The organism is Nocardia asteroides (assembly GCA_019930625.1).
Taxonomy (GTDB): Bacteria; Actinomycetota; Actinomycetes; order Mycobacteriales; family Mycobacteriaceae; genus Nocardia; species Nocardia sputi.
In genome coordinates this window covers 1,661,492-1,676,790 of record CP082844.1, presented here as the reverse complement: position 1 = coordinate 1,676,790, position 15,299 = coordinate 1,661,492, and the positions used below count along the sequence as shown (strand labels likewise).

Here is a 15,299-nt window from a genome sequence, read left to right as displayed (position 1 = left end):
GGGTGTTCATCCGGGGTTCCTGGATTGCTCGATGGTGGTCAGGAACGGCAGGAACGGAGGGACCTCGTCGGGGTCGCATTCGATCGAAAGGAACGACGGCCCTTCGATCTCCAGGCAGTGGTGTAGCGCGGCGGCGAGATCGCCGACGGTGTGCACCGAGAACGCGGGCAGTTCGGGGAACATCGCGGCGACGCCCGCCCCGAGATAGGCCGGACGGAATCGGTTGAAGCTGTAGCGGTCCCGGTAGTACAGCTGCTCCCTGGTCACGCACATCGCATGCGCGTTGTTGTTCAGCACGACGAAGGTGACCGGCAGGGCATGCTCGATCGCGGTGTGCAGCTCCATGCCGTGCATGTAGAACGCGCCGTCCCCGGCGATGACCACCGTGCGCCGTACGCCGTCCGTCCGCGCGTGCCGCGCGAACGCGGATCCGATGCCCGCGCCGAACGCGTAACCCATCCCGCCCATGCCGAGCGCGACCACGAACCGTCCGTCCCGTGGGACTTGGAGATGGTGCACGACGGCCGCGCCGGTATTGCCTGCGTCGGCGAAGACGTCGGTGCCTTCCGGCAACGCGGCGTCGATCGTCTCGACGAGATCCCGGTAACGCAGGCCGGGACCGGAGGAGGTCGGCACGCGGAGGACAGTCGGCGGTCGCGCCGCGCGGACGCGTTCGGATCCGGCGCTGTCGTCATCCAGTTCGTCGGCGAGGCCGGCGAGCGTGCGGGAGAGATCGGTACTGGTCGCGTGGATGGCGGGCAGGTACGGCGGCGCCACGCCGATGCTCGCCACCGTGCACTCGGCGAGCGAAGTCTCCAAGCCGGCGCGGGTGGGGACCGGCAATCGGGTGCCGATCAGCAGGCACAGCGCCGAGGACCGGATGGCCGCGGCCAGTTCGGGATGACCCATGCTGCCCGTGACACCGCAGAAAGCGGGATCGGTGTTGTCATAGGTGTCCTTCGCGTCCGGCGCGACACCCACGGTGGCGTCCAGTGCGGCGGCCAGGCGAGCCAGCTCGGCGCGAGCGTCGTCGCGCGCGACCTGATCGCCCGCGACGATCACGATCTTCCCGGTGTGCCTGGCAGTGGTGAGCGCGGCGCGCACGCGGGCGATTCCCGCGTGATCGGACCGATGCGTCCTAGGGCTGGGACGGAATGGCTCCACCTCGCCCATATCGGCTTGCTGCACGTCTTTGGGCAGCAGCAGTACCGCCGGCCCGCCGCGCCGAGCCGCAGTCACCGCCCTGTCGAGCTGATCGGGCAGGTCGGCGGCGTTCTCCACCCGCGCGCAATAGGTGCTGACCGCACCGAAGAGGCGGACGGCGTCGATGGCGCCCGCGCGTCCGCTGGTGTCCTGGAACGCGCCGCTGCCCTCCAAGGCGGTCGGGGGCTGCCCGACCAACGCGAGTACGGGCACTCGCGATGCGAACGATTCGGCGAGTCCGGCGACCAGATTCATCGCGCCACCGCCGGAGGTCGCCGCGACCACGCCGAATCCGCCGGTGGTGCGGGCGTAGCCGTCGGCCATCGTGGCCGCGGAGAACTCGTGTTTGGCGACCACCCCCGTCACGTCGCCCGGCGCGTCGAAGATCGCGTCGTACAGATCTTCGATATTGGCGCCGTCCACCCCGAAGATGTGCCGCACCCCCAGCGTCGAAGCCGCTCGCACCAGATAATCCACGACCCGAGTCCGCATCGGCACTCCTTCCCCGCTGACGAAAACTCGACTGCGTATATGAGTGATACGGAGTCGGCCGCCGAACGGTTCAACGGGTGATCAGCGGGCGAGACTGCCGTGCTTGCGTGTACGTATACATCTACGTATAGTTGGGGCATGCCCAACAAGACGATCTATGTTGCCGATGACGACCTGCCGCTCTTCCAGCGTGCGCAGGAACTCGTCGGCGGCAACCTCTCGGGGGCGGTGGTCACGGCACTGCGCCGGTTCATCGAACTCGAGGAGGGCCGGCTGGAAGGCTACGACGAGGTCGTGCTCGGGGTCGGTCGCGATGGTGTCCGACAGGTGCGCTTCTCCGGCACCCTGCTCGGAGAGTGGCGCGATGTCAACGATACGCGGATCGAGCATGTCCGGGTCTATCGCACGCGCAAGGGCAAGTATGTGATGCACGCTCAGTATTCGAATTGGGACGAATACCCCGCCGACGCCGGTACGAGCTGGCTCAAGGACTGGAAGGACCCGAAAAGCTGGCGGCGCCTGCTCGGTCTCGGGCAGCAGGACTGGGGTGAGTTCATCTTCGTCGTCGTGGATTCGCTCGACGAGTTGAAGGGGCAGTTGCCCGACATGCTCTATCGGCGGGTGGTGGACCTGGCCGAGGGGCCGAAGATCGAGGACTTGGACATCTAGCCGCCGCGCCCGCCCCGAGCGTCAGGTGCCGGACCGACGACCCCCGCGGACAATGCCCCGGAGGTCGTTCAACCGGTCAGACCGTGCCGACGAGCAGCACCTTCCCGGAGTTCGCCGCGCGGATCTCGACCGAGCGGACCTGGTCGGGCGGGCCGTCGATGGTCCGGTCGATGGTCAGCTCGGTGCCGGGGCCCGCGGGCCATTGGTCGAGTTGCTGCTGCTGCCCGTCGGCGCGGGTGACGTACAGCGCGAGGTTCCAGTCGTAGCGCAACTGCTCGCCCGGCGGATAGCTGCAGGACATCACGACGCGGGTCCGGTCGCCGTCGGCCGGAAGGAGTTTGAAGCTCGCCGAGACCGGCGTCGGCTCCAGCGGATTCATCTGACGTTCGACGAACGCCTGCTCACTGGTTCCCGGGTCCGGTGCGCCGTCCGACCCGGACACCGAGACCGCGATGGGGACCGCGATCGCCGCCGCCGCCGCGGCCGAGGCCACCGCGATGCCGACCGAGGTCCACCCGCTGCGGCGGCGCCTCCGTTCGGCCGCGTCGGCGAGCCGCGGTGGTGGTGGGAGCGGCGGCATCGGCGGTGGAGCCGAATCCGGGACCTCGCTCGTCCGCGACTCGATCATCGCGGTCGCGACTTCGGTCTCCACGAGAGCGAGCATGCCCGGCAGGCCCGCGAGTTCTCCCACGGCCGCCTGGCAGTCGGGGCAGCTGGCGAGATGGCTCTCGTATCGCAGGCGCTCGTCGCGGGTGAGGGAGCCGAGCACGTACGGGGCGTCCCACGTGGTGTAGTCGTCGGTGATGTCCGTCATTGATTCGTCACCCCCATCTCCTGTAGTGCCAGGCGCAACGCGCGCATACCGTAGTGCATCCGTGACTTCACCGTGCCCGCCGGGACGTCGAGTTCCTCGGCGATCTGGTGGGTGGACAGCCCCCGGTAGTAGGCCCGCACGATCACCTCGCGGTGGTCGGCGCTGAGCCTGCCGAGAGCGTCGGCGACCAGCCAGCCGTCCAGTGCGCGGTCGGACTGGTCCGGAGCCGCCCGTTCGGGCGGATTGTCGGTGCGGAACTCGCGCCTGCTGCGGGCGCTGCGGTGCTCATCCACGGCGAGATTGCGCGCCACGGTGAACAGCCACGCCCGCGCCGACATGGTGGACTGATCCAAGACGTTGGGGCGTTGCCAGGCCCGCAGCAATGTTTCCTGCACGATGTCCTCTGCCCGTCCCGGATCTCGCACCAAGCCGAGCGTGTACCGCCACAGTGGGGTGGCGTGTTCGCGATAGAGAGTCCGCATCAATTCGGACTGGTCGTCGGGCTGGCTCATCCCGCCGCGTGTCTTGCGCACAACTGGATACCTCTCCGCTCGGATTGCGGGGCCGGCGTGTGGGTGCACCCGATGAGTCACCCATGCGCTTGCCGGTTCAGTTGTCGTGTCCCATGTCGTGTCTCCTTTTGGTCCTACGAGGAGTACACGTTCTCAGTTGCGTTCGAGTTCAATCGGGTGTGTCGCCAGCAGGGACAGCGGAAGCGGCTGGCGGCGCAGCACGTGCGCCCACAGATCGGGACGGCCGGTGCTGATCGGATCGGACGGCAACGCCGACACCACGATCCAGTCGTTGTTCTCCAGCTCGCCTTCCAGCTGGCCGAAGGTCCAGCCCGCGTAGCCCGCGAAGATCCGGATGCCCTCGACGAGCGGGCCGACCCGCTCGGGATCGGCGTCCAGGTCGACCAGGACGACGCGCCCGTCGATGCGGCGCAGTCCGGGGACGCCCTCGATCTGCGCGCCGACCCGGACGGTGCCCAGGCACAGCGCGGCATCCCGTTTCACGGGGCCGCCGATGAACAGTGTGCGCGGCGCCGCGGCCGCCTCCGTCCAGCGCGGCAGCACCTCGTGCACAGCCGTGTCGCTCGGGCGGTTGAGCACGACGCCGAGACTGCCCGCCTCGTTGTGCTCGATGATGTAGACGACGGTGCGCCGGAAGGTCGGCTCGACCAGTTCGGTGGCCGATACCAGCAGCGTTCCGGCACGAACCACCTGCTCGCCGTGCCGGGAATCGCGTCGTCTACGGTCGCCGTGCCCGCCGCGAGTCTTCCGATCGTCCGGGTCTTCTGCGCGTGCCACTCGGACATCATCGCAGCTGTTCGCCCACAATGCGCCTTCTGCGGCCGACTTCTGTCTTATCGATTTGCCGAGCCGGGCCGGGACCGATGCCGGACGGCGCGTCGCGCTACCGGGGCGACATCGTAGAGTCCAGGCCATGGAACCGCCCGAGGTGCGCCTCGAGAACAGCGACACCGTGTACGACTTCTACCGCGATCATCGCCAGAACCGCCTGAAGGCATGGGGGGCCTACGCCATTCTCGGCCGCCGCTACCATCCGCGCGTCACCTACGCCGACGGCGCCCGCGAAGCGCTCCGTGCGGTGGTCAGGCAGGGCAGGCCGCTGCTGATCGCGATCAACCATCTCTCCGAGAACGACCCCTACACCGTGGCCGCGGCGGCGTGGCGCAGCGGCCTACGGCGGGTGATCGGCCGGGTGCGCGTACTGGCCAAGGACGAACTGTTCGTCGATCCCGATCAGCGGCGCAAGATCGACATGATGGGCGGCATCCCGGTGTTCCGCGGCAAGGACCACGGCATCCGCGCGGTGAACGCCGCGGGTCAGCGCATGATGGACGTCTGCGCGGAGCGGATGGCCCGCGGCGACGGCGTCGCGGTCTTCCCGGAGGGCACCTGCAACGACGTCGACCCGGCCCGGGTGCAGGCGGTCGGCAGCGGCATCGGGCACATCGCGTTCCGTGCGATGAAGCTCGGCGCCGAGCCCGTGCTGGTGTCCATGGCGCTGAGCTACGGACCGCGCCGGGACCCCGCGGTGCGGCCGACGAAGGAGGAGGTCAAGGGGGCCAGCTTCTACTTCAATGTCCCGGTGCTCGACCTGCCGACCCGGCCCGGCGACATCGCCCGGTTGGTGCGCACCGATCTGCAGGAGGCGCTCGACGGCGCCGTCGCGGCGTACTGAACGCCTACTGCGGCAGGTTGAGCCGGTCGCGCGCCCAATGCGGCACCATCGTGAGGTATTCGGGGCGGGTCTCGATGAAATGGTGGACCGTCCGGCACATGGGCAGCGCGCCGAGCTTGTCCTCGCGGGTGTTGTTCAGCGCGGTCTCCACCAGCAGCCGCGCATAGCCCTGGCCCTCGTACCGCGGGTAGATCTCGGTGTGCACGAACGCGCGCTCGGAGGCCGTGTCCTGGTATTCGGCGTAGCCGGCGATCGCACCGTCGACGTAGATCTCGAAACGTTCCAGTGCGGTGTTATTGCTGACCTCGGTCGACATGGCTCGACGCTACTCTGTGCGCCCGTGTCCGGGTAAATCACACACCGGACCGGGCGGAATCCCGCCACCGACTTGTCTGTCCCGCCGGGCCTGCGCAGAATGCTCTTGGTCGGGTCCGTCGTCGCACGCGATGGGCACGCCCGGGGAGGTACGGAAAATGTTGAGGACACTGCGTGTTTCGCGGGCCGCGGCCACCGTCGTCGCCGTGGGCCTGCTCGGGGGATCGATCGCCACCGGCGTTGCGAGCGCCGCGCCGGGAGTCGCGTTCGGCAAGTGTCCCGACGGGGCTGTGCCCGCCGACCGGGGCGTGCAGTGCGCCGTCGTCAGTGTTCCGATGAGCTACGCCGACCCGGACGGGACGAAGATCGAGCTGACCGTCAGCCGGATCGCCGCGACCGGCGAACGGCAGGGAGTCCTGTTCGCCAACCCTGGCGGACCCGGTGCGGACGCGCTGGACTATTGGGCGCGCCGGTTGAACGTGTTCCCCGCCGAACTCGCCGAGCGCTACGACCGGATCGCCGTCCAGCCGCGCGGACTGCGATGGGCGACACCGCTGGAATGCGGCGCGAGTGCGAAAAATGGTGAGGGGCAACAGGTATCGTTGGGCGGCGGCAACCGCGACGCCATCAAGAAGGCGTGCGACGCGGCGCAGCCCGGATATCTGGCCACCATCACCACCGAGAACACCGCGCGTGACATCGACGCCGTGCGCGCGGCGCTCGGGCTGGAGCGGATCGGCTACCTCGGCACCTCCTACGGCACCTACCTCGGCGCGGTCTACGCCGCGTTGTTCGGCGACCGGGTGGACCGCATGATCCTGGATTCCAACGTCCACCCGGATTGGGTGTGGACCGAGGAATTCGCCCAGCAGCAGGTCGCGGGGAAACAGCGCCTGGACGATCTGTTCACTTGGATCGCCGAACACGACGACGAATACCACCTCGGCGACACCGCCTTGCAGGTCTACCGCAACTGGGTCCGGCTGGCGGCCGCGCAAGGGGGCGGCTGGTACGCCAACCTGACCCCACCGCCCGCGAGTGTTGCCGACCTGCCCGGTGCGCTGCCCGAGCCGCTGGCCGAGATCGCGAGGGACGGCTACAACGGCAGCGTCGAGCAACTCGGCAAAGTGCAGAACCTGTTGCGCACTCTGGTGACCGGCGGTGTCTCCGCGCAAGTGCCGTTGCTGGGCGCGACCACCGTGGCCACCTACACCCGCACCTTCTGGCCGACCTTCGCCCGCGCGATGGCCGACGCGGCGGCCGATCCGGCGAACGTGCAGCGCCTGCGGGCCATCGAGGGCGCCACCTCGACCGACCCCACCGGGCGTTTCGTGTTCAGCGCGATCACCTGCAACGAGAATGCCGTGAGCGGCAGGCCGGAGTTGCTCGGCGCAGCGGTCGGCACCATAGCTTCCGGCGGCAACGCGATGGACGCGCGCGCCGACCTGGTGCGCTCCGGAATGGCCTGTGGGTCATGGAAGCCCGTGACGAAACCGGTGCCGATCACCGGTGCCGGCCTGCGCACCGCGCCGCTGGTGCTGCAGAGCCGCCACGACGCGCTGACCAAGTACGAAGGCGGCCCGGCCATGGCCGCGGCGCTGGGCGGTGCGCTGGTGGTGGTCGAGGGCGGTGACCACGGCACGTTCGGTCGCGGCAATCCCGCGGTGGACGAGGCCGTGCTCACCTATCTGCGCACCGCGAAGGTCGACATCACCCGAGCCGATCAGGCGCCACTGCCCGCGACTTGAGCGGGCGCACGGCATCGCGGCCCGAGTCGAGCCGTGTCCCCGGGACCTGTGTGCCGCTGCGAGATGCGGCACACGCGCGTGGCTGGTCGGCGGTTCTTGGCCGGGCGGATGCGCGCAGCACGCGACCGGCACCTTTGTGCAGAGGTGCGAGTAGCAGGTCCGGATAACCGGCGTGTCGGGTCGGACGTTCGGCACTGCGGCTTGACGGCGTTCCTCTCGGCGGTCGCGCCGTGTGGTGCGGCCGGTCCGGCCGGGTCCGAGAATGTGGGGATGACACGAGCATCCGCCACGCGAGTGATCGTCGCTCCGGACAAGTTCAAGGGGTCGCTCACCGCGCCGGAAGTAGCGGCGGCACTGGCCGCGGGGTTGCGGCGTGCCGCGCCCGATGCCGAGGTCCGGCAGGTGCCGGTCGCAGACGGCGGTGACGGCACGGTCGAGGCGTTCCTCGCGGCCGGTTGGACGCGTGTGGAACTGACCGCTCCGGGACCTACCGGCGTGCCCATTCGTACGGCCTATGCTCGGCGCGGTGCGACCGCGGTCGTCGAACTGGCCGCGGTCGTCGGTCTCGCGACCCTGCCCGAGGGGCGGCTCGATCCGTTGCACGCGAGCACGTTCGGGCTCGGGGTCGTGCTGGCACACGCGATGGACCATGGGGTCGCAGAGATCACGCTCGGGCTGGGCGGCAGCGCGTCCACCGACGGCGGCGCGGGCATGCTGCAGGCACTCGGCGTGCGCGTCCTGGACGCCGAGGGCCGGGAACTGCCGCGCGGCGCGGCGGTGCTGACCCGGGCTGCACGGCTGGACTGCTCCGGCCTGCATTCCGGTGTGGCGAGCACGTCGTTCACGCTCGCTTGCGATGTCGACAATCCGCTGCTCGGGCCCACCGGCGCCGCCGCGGTCTACGCACCGCAGAAGGGAGCGGGCCCCGCCGAAGTCGAGGTTCTCGAATCCGCGCTCGCCACCTGGGCCGAACTCGTCGGATCCGGCTTCGCCCGGCAACCGGGCGCGGGCGCGGCGGGCGGGACCGGTTTCGGTGCGCTCGCCGTGCTGGGCGCGCGGGTGCGCAGCGGCATCGAGGTCGTTCTGGAACTGCTCGAGTTCCCCGATCTGCTCGCGGACGTCGCTTTGGTCATCACCGGTGAAGGCTCACTCGATCGACAGAGTCTGCACGGCAAAGCCCCGGTCGGCGTGTGCGCGGCTGCCCGGAAGGCGAACGTCCCGGTGGTCGCTGTCGTCGGTCGCACGCTGCTCGAACCCGACGAGATCCGGGCCGCGGGCTTCGCGGATTGCCATGCGCTCGCCGATCTGGAACCCGACCCGGACCGTTCGATGGCCGAGGCGGCGATGCTGCTCGAACGCGTCGGCGCGCGGATCGCCGTCGAGCGATCGGTCTAACTCGCCGACGCCAGCAGTTTCGCGGCCAGTTCGTGCCGGTGCCGTTCGCCCCACTCCTCGAGCGGACGCAGCGCCACGGCCAGCTCCTTGCCCAGCGGGGTGAGCGAGTACTCGACTCGGGGCGGGACCTCGGGGTAGACCTCGCGATGCACCACGCCGGTCGACTCGAGCTGGCGCAGGTTCTCGGCGAGCACCTTCTCGCTGACCCCCTCGAGCATCCTGCGGATCTGGCCGAAGCGCTGGGGGCCGGTGCCGAGCACCCACATCAGGTGCAGTTTCCACTTGCCGCCGACAACGTCGATCGCGACCGTCATACCGCATACATCGTGATCCGCGTCACTGTTCATGCCCACCGCGCTCCTTTGACCTCGATTCGAACCTCGAAGTAAGCAACCGCACCTCGACGTTCGGTCTTCCCGACTCTACCTGCGGGAACGACCATGGATCCCGGCGCCGACGCAAATCCGAACGAGAATCGAAGGAACACATCATGTCCGAGCAGACCCCCGCCCGCGCTGTCTCCGTCGTCGGCTTGGGGCCGATGGGTCAGGCGATGGTCCGGGCTTTCCTGGAAGCCGGCGTCGAGGTGACGGTGTGGAACCGCAGCCCCGAGAAGGTCGACGCCATGGTGGAACTCGGTGCGAAGCGCGCCGCCACCGTCGCCGACGCGCTCGACGCCAACGAGGTCACCGTGCTCAGCCTCACCCACTACGCGGCCATGTACGACGTGCTGGGCCAGGCGGCCGGTCATCTGAAGGGCAAGGTGATCGCGAATCTGTCCTCCGATTCGCCGGAGAAGGCGCGAAAGGGCGCGCAGTGGGTTCGCTCGCACGGCGCGGAGTTCATCTCCGGCGGCGTCATGTCGGCGGGGGACAACATCGTGCACCCGGCGTCCTACATCTTCTACAGCGGTCCTCGCGAGGTGTTCGACGCGCACGCCGAGCTGCTGCGCCCGCTGAGCCCGCAGGAGTACCTCGGCACGGACGACGGCTTGGCGCAGGTCTTCTACCAGGGGCTGCTGACCATCTTCCATCCGTGGTTGCTCGCCTTCGACCAGGCCACCGCCATGATCGACCGCTCCGGCCACGACATCGCCGCGTTCGTCCCGTTCGCGATTCGCTCGGCCGCCGCTTTTCCCTACTTCATGGAGGAGTTCTCGGTCGCCAACCAGAACGGCGGCTGGGCCTCCTTGGCCAGCCTGAAGATGATGGACGCGGGCGCGCAGCACATCATCGACGCGAGTGAGGAAGTCGGCGTGGACGCCATCCTCTCGCACACTGCCCAAGGCCTCTGGCGTAAAGCCATCGCTGCCAGCGAGAAGGCCGGCACCCCTGTCTCCACCTACGCCCTGCTCCGCGATCCATCCTGATACCCCGACCTCGCAGAGTCGGTCGGTTCCTCGCCCAGCCGGGCGAGAAACCCGACCGACTCTGCGAGGTTTTTCGTGGCTTGATATGCAGCCATAAGGCTGCCTATAGTAAATGGGCAGCCTACCGGCTGCATGTTGGGAAGGTGGACGATGGACGAGGTGTTCCGGGCGTTGGCCGATCCGAGTCGGCGGCGGCTGCTCGACAGCCTGAATGCCCGCAACGGGCAGACGCTGCGGGAGTTGTGCGCAGGACTGGCGACGGCCCGCCAGTCGGTGAGCAAGCATCTCGCGATGCTGGAGGCGGCCAACCTCATCACGACCCGGCGCAGCGGCCGGGAGAAATTGCACTACCTCAATGCCGAGCCCATCAACGCCATCGCCGAACGCTGGATCAACCGGTACGACCGCGCGCGGGTCGGCATCCTCGCCGACCTGAAGAGAGCACTGGAGGAACAACCCATGGGCGACAACGCATTCGTCTACACGACCTACATCAAGACCACTCCCGAAAAGCTGTGGCAGGCGCTCACCGACCCGGTGTTCACCGATCGTTACTGGGGCACCGGCTTCGACACGGATTGGCGTCCGGGCTCGGTGATGGAGTGGCGGCAGCGGGGCTGGGCCCACAAGGACCCCGAGCAAGTGGTGCTCGAATCCGAGCCGTACCGCCGCCTGTCCTACACCTGGCACACGTTCGACCCCGCCTTGGCCGAGGCCTTCGAGCTGAACCCGGACGATGTCGCCGCGTGGGCGCGTGAGCCCCGTTCCAAGGTGGCGTTCGAGATAGAGCCCAAGGGCGAGGTCGTCAAGCTGACCGTCGTGCACGACGGCTTCGAACCGGGCAGTGCGGTCCTGGAAGCGATCCGCGGCGGCTGGCCGAGCATTTTGTCCAACCTCAAGACGTTGTTGGAGACGGGAGACGTTCTGCCGGAGCCGGAGACTGCCGCGCAGTCGCAGTAGGCCTCGTGCGTGGAGCGGCGATGCCGAAGCAATAGAGAGCAGTGCTCTTGACTCCGTGGCGCCCATCGTGGAACACTTCTCTCCATAGAGAGCAGTGCTCACAAAGAGGAGTAGTCATGGACCACAGCACCCGCTACATCGGCCCCGCCGGACTCGAGGCGTTCTTCAGCCGGATCTTCAATCTGCTGCCCAAGCTGGGCATCAGTGTCATGGGTTCGCGACTGCTCGCGGTGCGTGGGCGCAAGAGCGGCGAGTGGCGCACCACGATGGTCAACCTCATGGTGCGGGAGGACGGCGAGCGCTTCCTCGTCGCACCCCGTGGGCACACGCAGTGGGTGCGCAACCTTCGCGTGGCGGGCGGGGGCGAGCTGCGGCTCGGCCGCAAGGTCGAAGCGTTCACCGCCGCCGAGGTGGCCGATGCCGACAAGGTGCCCCTGCTGCGGCTCTACCTGCGGAAGTGGGGCTGGGAGGTCGGCAGATTCTTCGAGGGCGTGACCAAGGACGCCACCGACGAGGAACTCGCCGCCATCGCGCCCGGGTTTCCGGTATTCCAGCTGAAGTGAACTCAGGCCGAGCGGGCCAGGAATTCGATAGCGGCGGCGTAACCCTGTATGCCCATTCCCGCGACCACCGCGGTCGCGATCGGAGAGATGTAGGAGTGGTGCCGGAACTCTTCACGTGCGTGCACATTGCTGATGTGCACCTCGACGATGGGGAGTTCCGGAATCACCAGCGCGTCCCGTAGCGCCACCGAGGTGTGGGTCAGGCCGCCGGGATTGATCACGATGCCCGACTCCACGCCCCGCGCCTGATGGATCCGGTCGATGAGCGCGCCTTCGGAATTGGACTGGAAGGCGACGATCTCCCGATCGAACTTCGTCGCGGTCCGCTTGCACAACTCCACGACATCCTCCAGCGTCGCCGACCCGTAGACCTCCGGTTGCCGGATGCCGAGCATGTTCAGGTTCGGACCGTTCAGAACGAGGATCGGGCCCGGTGTCGCGTCAGCGGTCACAGCCATGCACGCAACACTAGACCCGACCGCCTACAGCCCCTGCGGACCTTCCGAGCGCAGGTCATCGACCTTGCGCATGGCCTCGCGCAATTCCTCCAGCCACGCCTCCGCGTGCTTGCCCGCCAGCTTCACCGTCCAGGCCAGCGCGTCGGCACGGGAACGGGCGACACCGGCGTCGACCAAGGTGTCGAGAACCTTGCGTTCCGGCTGGCGCAGCCGCGTCATCACGGGGACGGCCAAGTGGGTGAACAGGATGCGTTCCCCGTCCACCGAGACGCCCCAGGCCACATTGCGCCGATAGCGGTGCTGCGCTTCGTTCGCGATCTGCATGCGGGCAGGCCGGGTGGATTCGCGGAAGCGGGCGATCGCGCCCTCCTTGGTCGCGCGCGGTACCTCCCCTGTCGGGGCTGCGTTGTCGTCGGCGGAAGCGTTGTCGTCGTCGGCAGCGTCGGCAGGGTCGGCAGGGTCGTTGGTGGTGTCCGGTTTCTCCGGTCGCGGGATCGGCAGCTCACCGATGACGACGATCTCGTCGCGATCCACCTCGATCACCGGCGGACCGGTGAACCACTCACTGGGCAACCTCCCGGCGAACCAGTCGGGAACGTCCGAGGGGTCCGGCAGGTCGGCTTGCTGCCAACCGCCTGTCCGTCCGAAACCCCGGCCGCGGTGTGCGTTTCTCATGACGGGTCACCTACTTACTGTGGTGTGGTGCTTTCAGTGATTACAAGATTACTGCGCAAACAGGCCAAAGAGTTCCGCTCTGTGCGAACCCCGGATCCGGTTGCTTCGTTCTGCACCGTTTGGGGTATTTATTGATTCGAAACGTCCAGTCCGGGGGTAACCGCGCGACTTTTCCGGAAGGCCGGTACGGTAACGGCGCCGGTTGCCCCCGACCGGCTGGACGATGATCATGAAAGACCTCCCGAGGTGCGAGATCTCGGGGCACAATTGGGATGCTGAGCATGGGTAACGTCCGCGCTACGGAGGCATCGCGGTCTGGTCTTTTTCGGGTACGGTGGTCTTGTTACTGGAGTGACAAGAGTGAAGAGTGGGCGACATGGACGTGTGGGGATCCCGCCGCTTTCGTGTTCGCGGCGCAATGGCACTCATGGGGGTGGCGGCGCTCGCGCTCGGGATCGGGTCGTGCGGGATACACGAGAAGCAGAATGAAGCCGAAGCGGTCGTGGAGCGCTTCACGGATCTGCTCGACGATCAGGACTACACCAAAGCGGCGGACCTGACGTCGTACCCCACTGCGGCTTCGGCAACCTTGAAGCAAATGTTCAACGGGCTTCAGGGCGGCAAGGTCGACTACCGCAAGACCCAGTTCATCGGGCTGGACGCGGAGTCGGGGATCTTCAGCATGGACGTCGAGTGGAGCTTCGGCGAGCGCAAGAACTGGAACTACAGCGTGCAGGGCAATGTCCGCAAGCTGGCCATCGGCTGGCGGGTCTCCTGGGAGCCCGCGGTAGTGATGCCGCAGCTCGCGCACAACCGGAGCGTGCGGCTGGTGCGCACCTATCCGACGCCGGCGCCGCGGGTCAACGACATCGCCGGTGAGCCGTTGATGACCGAGCAGATCATCAATGTCGTCAAGCTCGATCCCACCAAGATGCCCGATCCGGTCGCGTCGACCAACGCGCTGGCCGAGGCCATCGAACCGGTCGCGCCGCTGATCACCGGGCCGTCGCTGATGCAGCAGCTGGCCACCTCGCAGGGCAAGCCGGTCGTCGCGGTGAACCTGCGCGAGGGTGACTTCGCGATCCTGGAACCGCGGATGGCTCCGATCCCCGGTGTGGTGATGGAGAAGCAGCCTCGGTTGATCTCCGCCGACCGCCGGGTCTGGTCGCCGATGCTGGACGCGTTGCGCAAGGTGCAGCAGGAGAGCCAGGAGGCGCATTCCGGGTGGGGCGTCCAGCTGTTCGAGCAGGACGGGCGCTTCATCACCCAGCTCGCCGGTCAGCAGGGTCCGCCCGGACCGGACATCGCGGGCACGATGGACCAGCGCTTGCAACGCGCCGCCGAGGACGCGGTGGTCAGTGTGGGCACGCCCGCCTCGATCGTGGCGATCCAGCCGTCCAGCGGGGCGGTGGTGGCGGTCGCGCAGAACAGCCAGGCCAGCGAGCACGGCCCGGTGGCGTTCACCGGGCTGTACCCGGTGGGCGGCAATATGGAGCTGTTCCGCGCCGTCGCGGCGTCGGCGAAGGGCAAGGCGCCGCAGGACATCCCCGTACAGGACGCGGCCGAGGCGGCGACCGCGCTGGGCGTCGGCATCGACTTCAAGGTGCCGGGCCTCGATGAGGTGACCGGACGCCTGGCCATCGCGGGACGCAGCGCCGAGCAGGTACTCCAGGGCGGTGGTTCGGACGCGGTGCTGGCCAGTCCCTTCGGTATGGCCATCGCCGCGGCGACGATCGTGCGCGGTACGGTGCCGCCGCCGATGATCGAGGCCGGACGGCTCAGCGCCACCGACGCCCGGCTCGAGCCGCTGCCGCAGCAGACCGCCGACCGGCTGCGTGCCATGCTGCGCGACGCCACGAACGCGCCCGAGCTGGCGAGCGTGCGGCGCTACCGGGACGTGGACGCCTTCGCCGCGACCGCGGGCGGCGATGGATGGCTGATCGGGTCGATGGGCGATCTGGTCTTCGCGATCCACATCAACGATGTGGACAGCAAGGACGCGACCCCGCGGATGGCGGCCAGGATGCTGCAGGCGCTGGCTACTCCGGAACCGTGATCACCGCACGGCTTTGTACACCGCGCGCCAGCCGAGCAGGAACACGGCGAGCACCACACCGGCCACCAGCACGAAGCTGACCGCCGTGCCCTGACCGCTCACCACGCGCAGCAGCATGCCCCCGGCCAGGGTGCAGGCCCAGACCACGACGCCCGTCGGCCACAGCGCGGTGGCGTCGAATCGTGCGGCGGCATCGGAGGCGCGTGACCCGAGCGCCGCGGCGACGACCCAGCCCGCGGCGAGCCCGGCCGCGAACGGCCACAGGGTGCGCAGCAAGCCCGCGAGCACCGCTTCGTCGTGGCTGCGCCTGCCGATCGCGCAGAAGACGACGACGAGCAGCGCATCCGCGACGAAGGGCAGCAGTTTCCTCACGC

17 protein-coding genes are annotated in these 15,299 nt (G+C 68.4%); 8 read left to right on the top strand and 9 right to left on the bottom strand.

The features are described from left to right. Positions 1–6 precede the first annotated feature (6 nt). The gene (locus K8O92_07845; protein ID UAK33829.1) at positions 7–1,695 is read right to left on the bottom strand and encodes a thiamine pyrophosphate-binding protein; all 1,689 of its coding nucleotides are present in this window, start codon (positions 1,693–1,695) and stop codon (positions 7–9) included. A gap of 138 nt (positions 1,696–1,833) precedes the next feature. Here K8O92_07845 and K8O92_07840 point away from each other — a divergent pair, with 138 nt between their 5' ends. Continuing rightward, positions 1,834–2,364 (top strand): EXLDI protein, encoded by a 531-nt coding sequence (locus K8O92_07840; protein ID UAK33828.1) that lies wholly within the window; start codon positions 1,834–1,836, stop codon positions 2,362–2,364. A 76-nt stretch (positions 2,365–2,440) separates the two neighbouring features. Here the strand turns inward: K8O92_07840 and K8O92_07835 are convergent, their stop codons facing one another. From K8O92_07835 to K8O92_07825, 3 genes are all read right to left on the bottom strand, one after another. Then, entirely contained in the window at positions 2,441–3,178 is a 738-nt protein-coding gene (locus tag K8O92_07835) for a zf-HC2 domain-containing protein (protein ID UAK33827.1), read from the bottom strand. Next, entirely contained in the window at positions 3,175–3,690 is a 516-nt protein-coding gene (locus K8O92_07830) for a sigma-70 family RNA polymerase sigma factor (protein ID UAK35509.1), read from the bottom strand. Before K8O92_07830 ends, K8O92_07835 begins: the two co-directional genes overlap by 4 nt. 153 nt (positions 3,691–3,843) lie before the next feature. Then, a complete protein-coding gene (locus K8O92_07825; GenBank protein UAK33826.1) occupies positions 3,844–4,488 on the bottom strand; it encodes a YqgE/AlgH family protein in 645 nt (214 codons plus the stop codon). 136 nt (positions 4,489–4,624) lie between these two features. Between K8O92_07825 and K8O92_07820 the strand changes: the two genes are divergently transcribed. Then, positions 4,625–5,386 (top strand): 1-acyl-sn-glycerol-3-phosphate acyltransferase, encoded by a 762-nt coding sequence (locus tag K8O92_07820; protein ID UAK33825.1) that lies wholly within the window; start codon positions 4,625–4,627, stop codon positions 5,384–5,386. Positions 5,387–5,390: 4 nt separating this feature from the next. Here the strand turns inward: K8O92_07820 and K8O92_07815 are convergent, their stop codons facing one another. Next, positions 5,391–5,702 carry an N-acetyltransferase gene (locus K8O92_07815; GenBank protein ID UAK33824.1) on the bottom strand — a complete coding sequence of 104 codons (312 nt, stop codon included), beginning with the start codon at positions 5,700–5,702 and terminating at the stop codon, positions 5,391–5,393. A gap of 157 nt (positions 5,703–5,859) precedes the next feature. Between K8O92_07815 and K8O92_07810 the strand changes: the two genes are divergently transcribed. Then, entirely contained in the window at positions 5,860–7,449 is a 1,590-nt protein-coding gene (locus tag K8O92_07810; GenBank protein ID UAK33823.1) for an alpha/beta hydrolase, read from the top strand. A 270-nt stretch (positions 7,450–7,719) separates the two neighbouring features. Further along, positions 7,720–8,844: a glycerate kinase gene (locus K8O92_07805; protein UAK33822.1), complete on the top strand. Its 1,125-nt coding sequence runs from the start codon at positions 7,720–7,722 to the stop codon at positions 8,842–8,844. Here K8O92_07805 and K8O92_07800 read toward each other — a convergent pair. Beyond that, positions 8,841–9,197, bottom strand: coding sequence for a helix-turn-helix transcriptional regulator (locus K8O92_07800; protein ID UAK33821.1), 357 nt, complete (start codon positions 9,195–9,197; stop codon positions 8,841–8,843). The two genes, K8O92_07805 and K8O92_07800, sit on opposite strands and share 4 nt — an antisense overlap. Positions 9,198–9,334: 137 nt before the next feature. Here K8O92_07800 and K8O92_07795 point away from each other — a divergent pair, with 137 nt between their 5' ends. The 3 genes from K8O92_07795 to K8O92_07785 all read left to right on the top strand — a co-directional run bounded on the left by K8O92_07795 (position 9,335) and on the right by K8O92_07785 (position 11,736). Then, positions 9,335–10,213 (top strand): NAD(P)-binding domain-containing protein, encoded by an 879-nt coding sequence (locus K8O92_07795; protein UAK33820.1) that lies wholly within the window; start codon positions 9,335–9,337, stop codon positions 10,211–10,213. Positions 10,214–10,363: 150 nt separating this feature from the next. After that, entirely contained in the window at positions 10,364–11,173 is an 810-nt protein-coding gene (locus tag K8O92_07790) for a metalloregulator ArsR/SmtB family transcription factor (protein ID UAK33819.1), read from the top strand. A 116-nt stretch (positions 11,174–11,289) separates the two neighbouring features. After that, positions 11,290–11,736, top strand: a complete 447-nt coding sequence (locus K8O92_07785; GenBank protein ID UAK33818.1) for a nitroreductase family deazaflavin-dependent oxidoreductase — start codon at positions 11,290–11,292, stop codon at positions 11,734–11,736. A 2-nt stretch (positions 11,737–11,738) separates the two neighbouring features. Here the strand turns inward: K8O92_07785 and aroQ are convergent, their stop codons facing one another. Then, entirely contained in the window at positions 11,739–12,194 is a 456-nt protein-coding gene (gene aroQ, locus K8O92_07780; protein ID UAK33817.1) for a type II 3-dehydroquinate dehydratase, read from the bottom strand. A 24-nt stretch (positions 12,195–12,218) separates the two neighbouring features. Continuing rightward, the gene (locus K8O92_07775; protein ID UAK33816.1) at positions 12,219–12,869 is read right to left on the bottom strand and encodes a hypothetical protein; all 651 of its coding nucleotides are present in this window, start codon (positions 12,867–12,869) and stop codon (positions 12,219–12,221) included. Positions 12,870–13,287: 418 nt separating this feature from the next. Between K8O92_07775 and K8O92_07770 the strand changes: the two genes are divergently transcribed. After that, the gene (locus K8O92_07770; protein ID UAK35508.1) at positions 13,288–14,925 is read left to right on the top strand and encodes a penicillin-binding protein; all 1,638 of its coding nucleotides are present in this window, start codon (positions 13,288–13,290) and stop codon (positions 14,923–14,925) included. On the opposite strand, the gene K8O92_07765 is transcribed toward K8O92_07770, so the two are convergent. Then, a complete protein-coding gene (locus tag K8O92_07765; GenBank protein ID UAK33815.1) occupies positions 14,926–15,297 on the bottom strand; it encodes a DUF3054 domain-containing protein in 372 nt (123 codons plus the stop codon). It abuts the gene before it with no gap. Positions 15,298–15,299 lie beyond the last annotated feature (2 nt).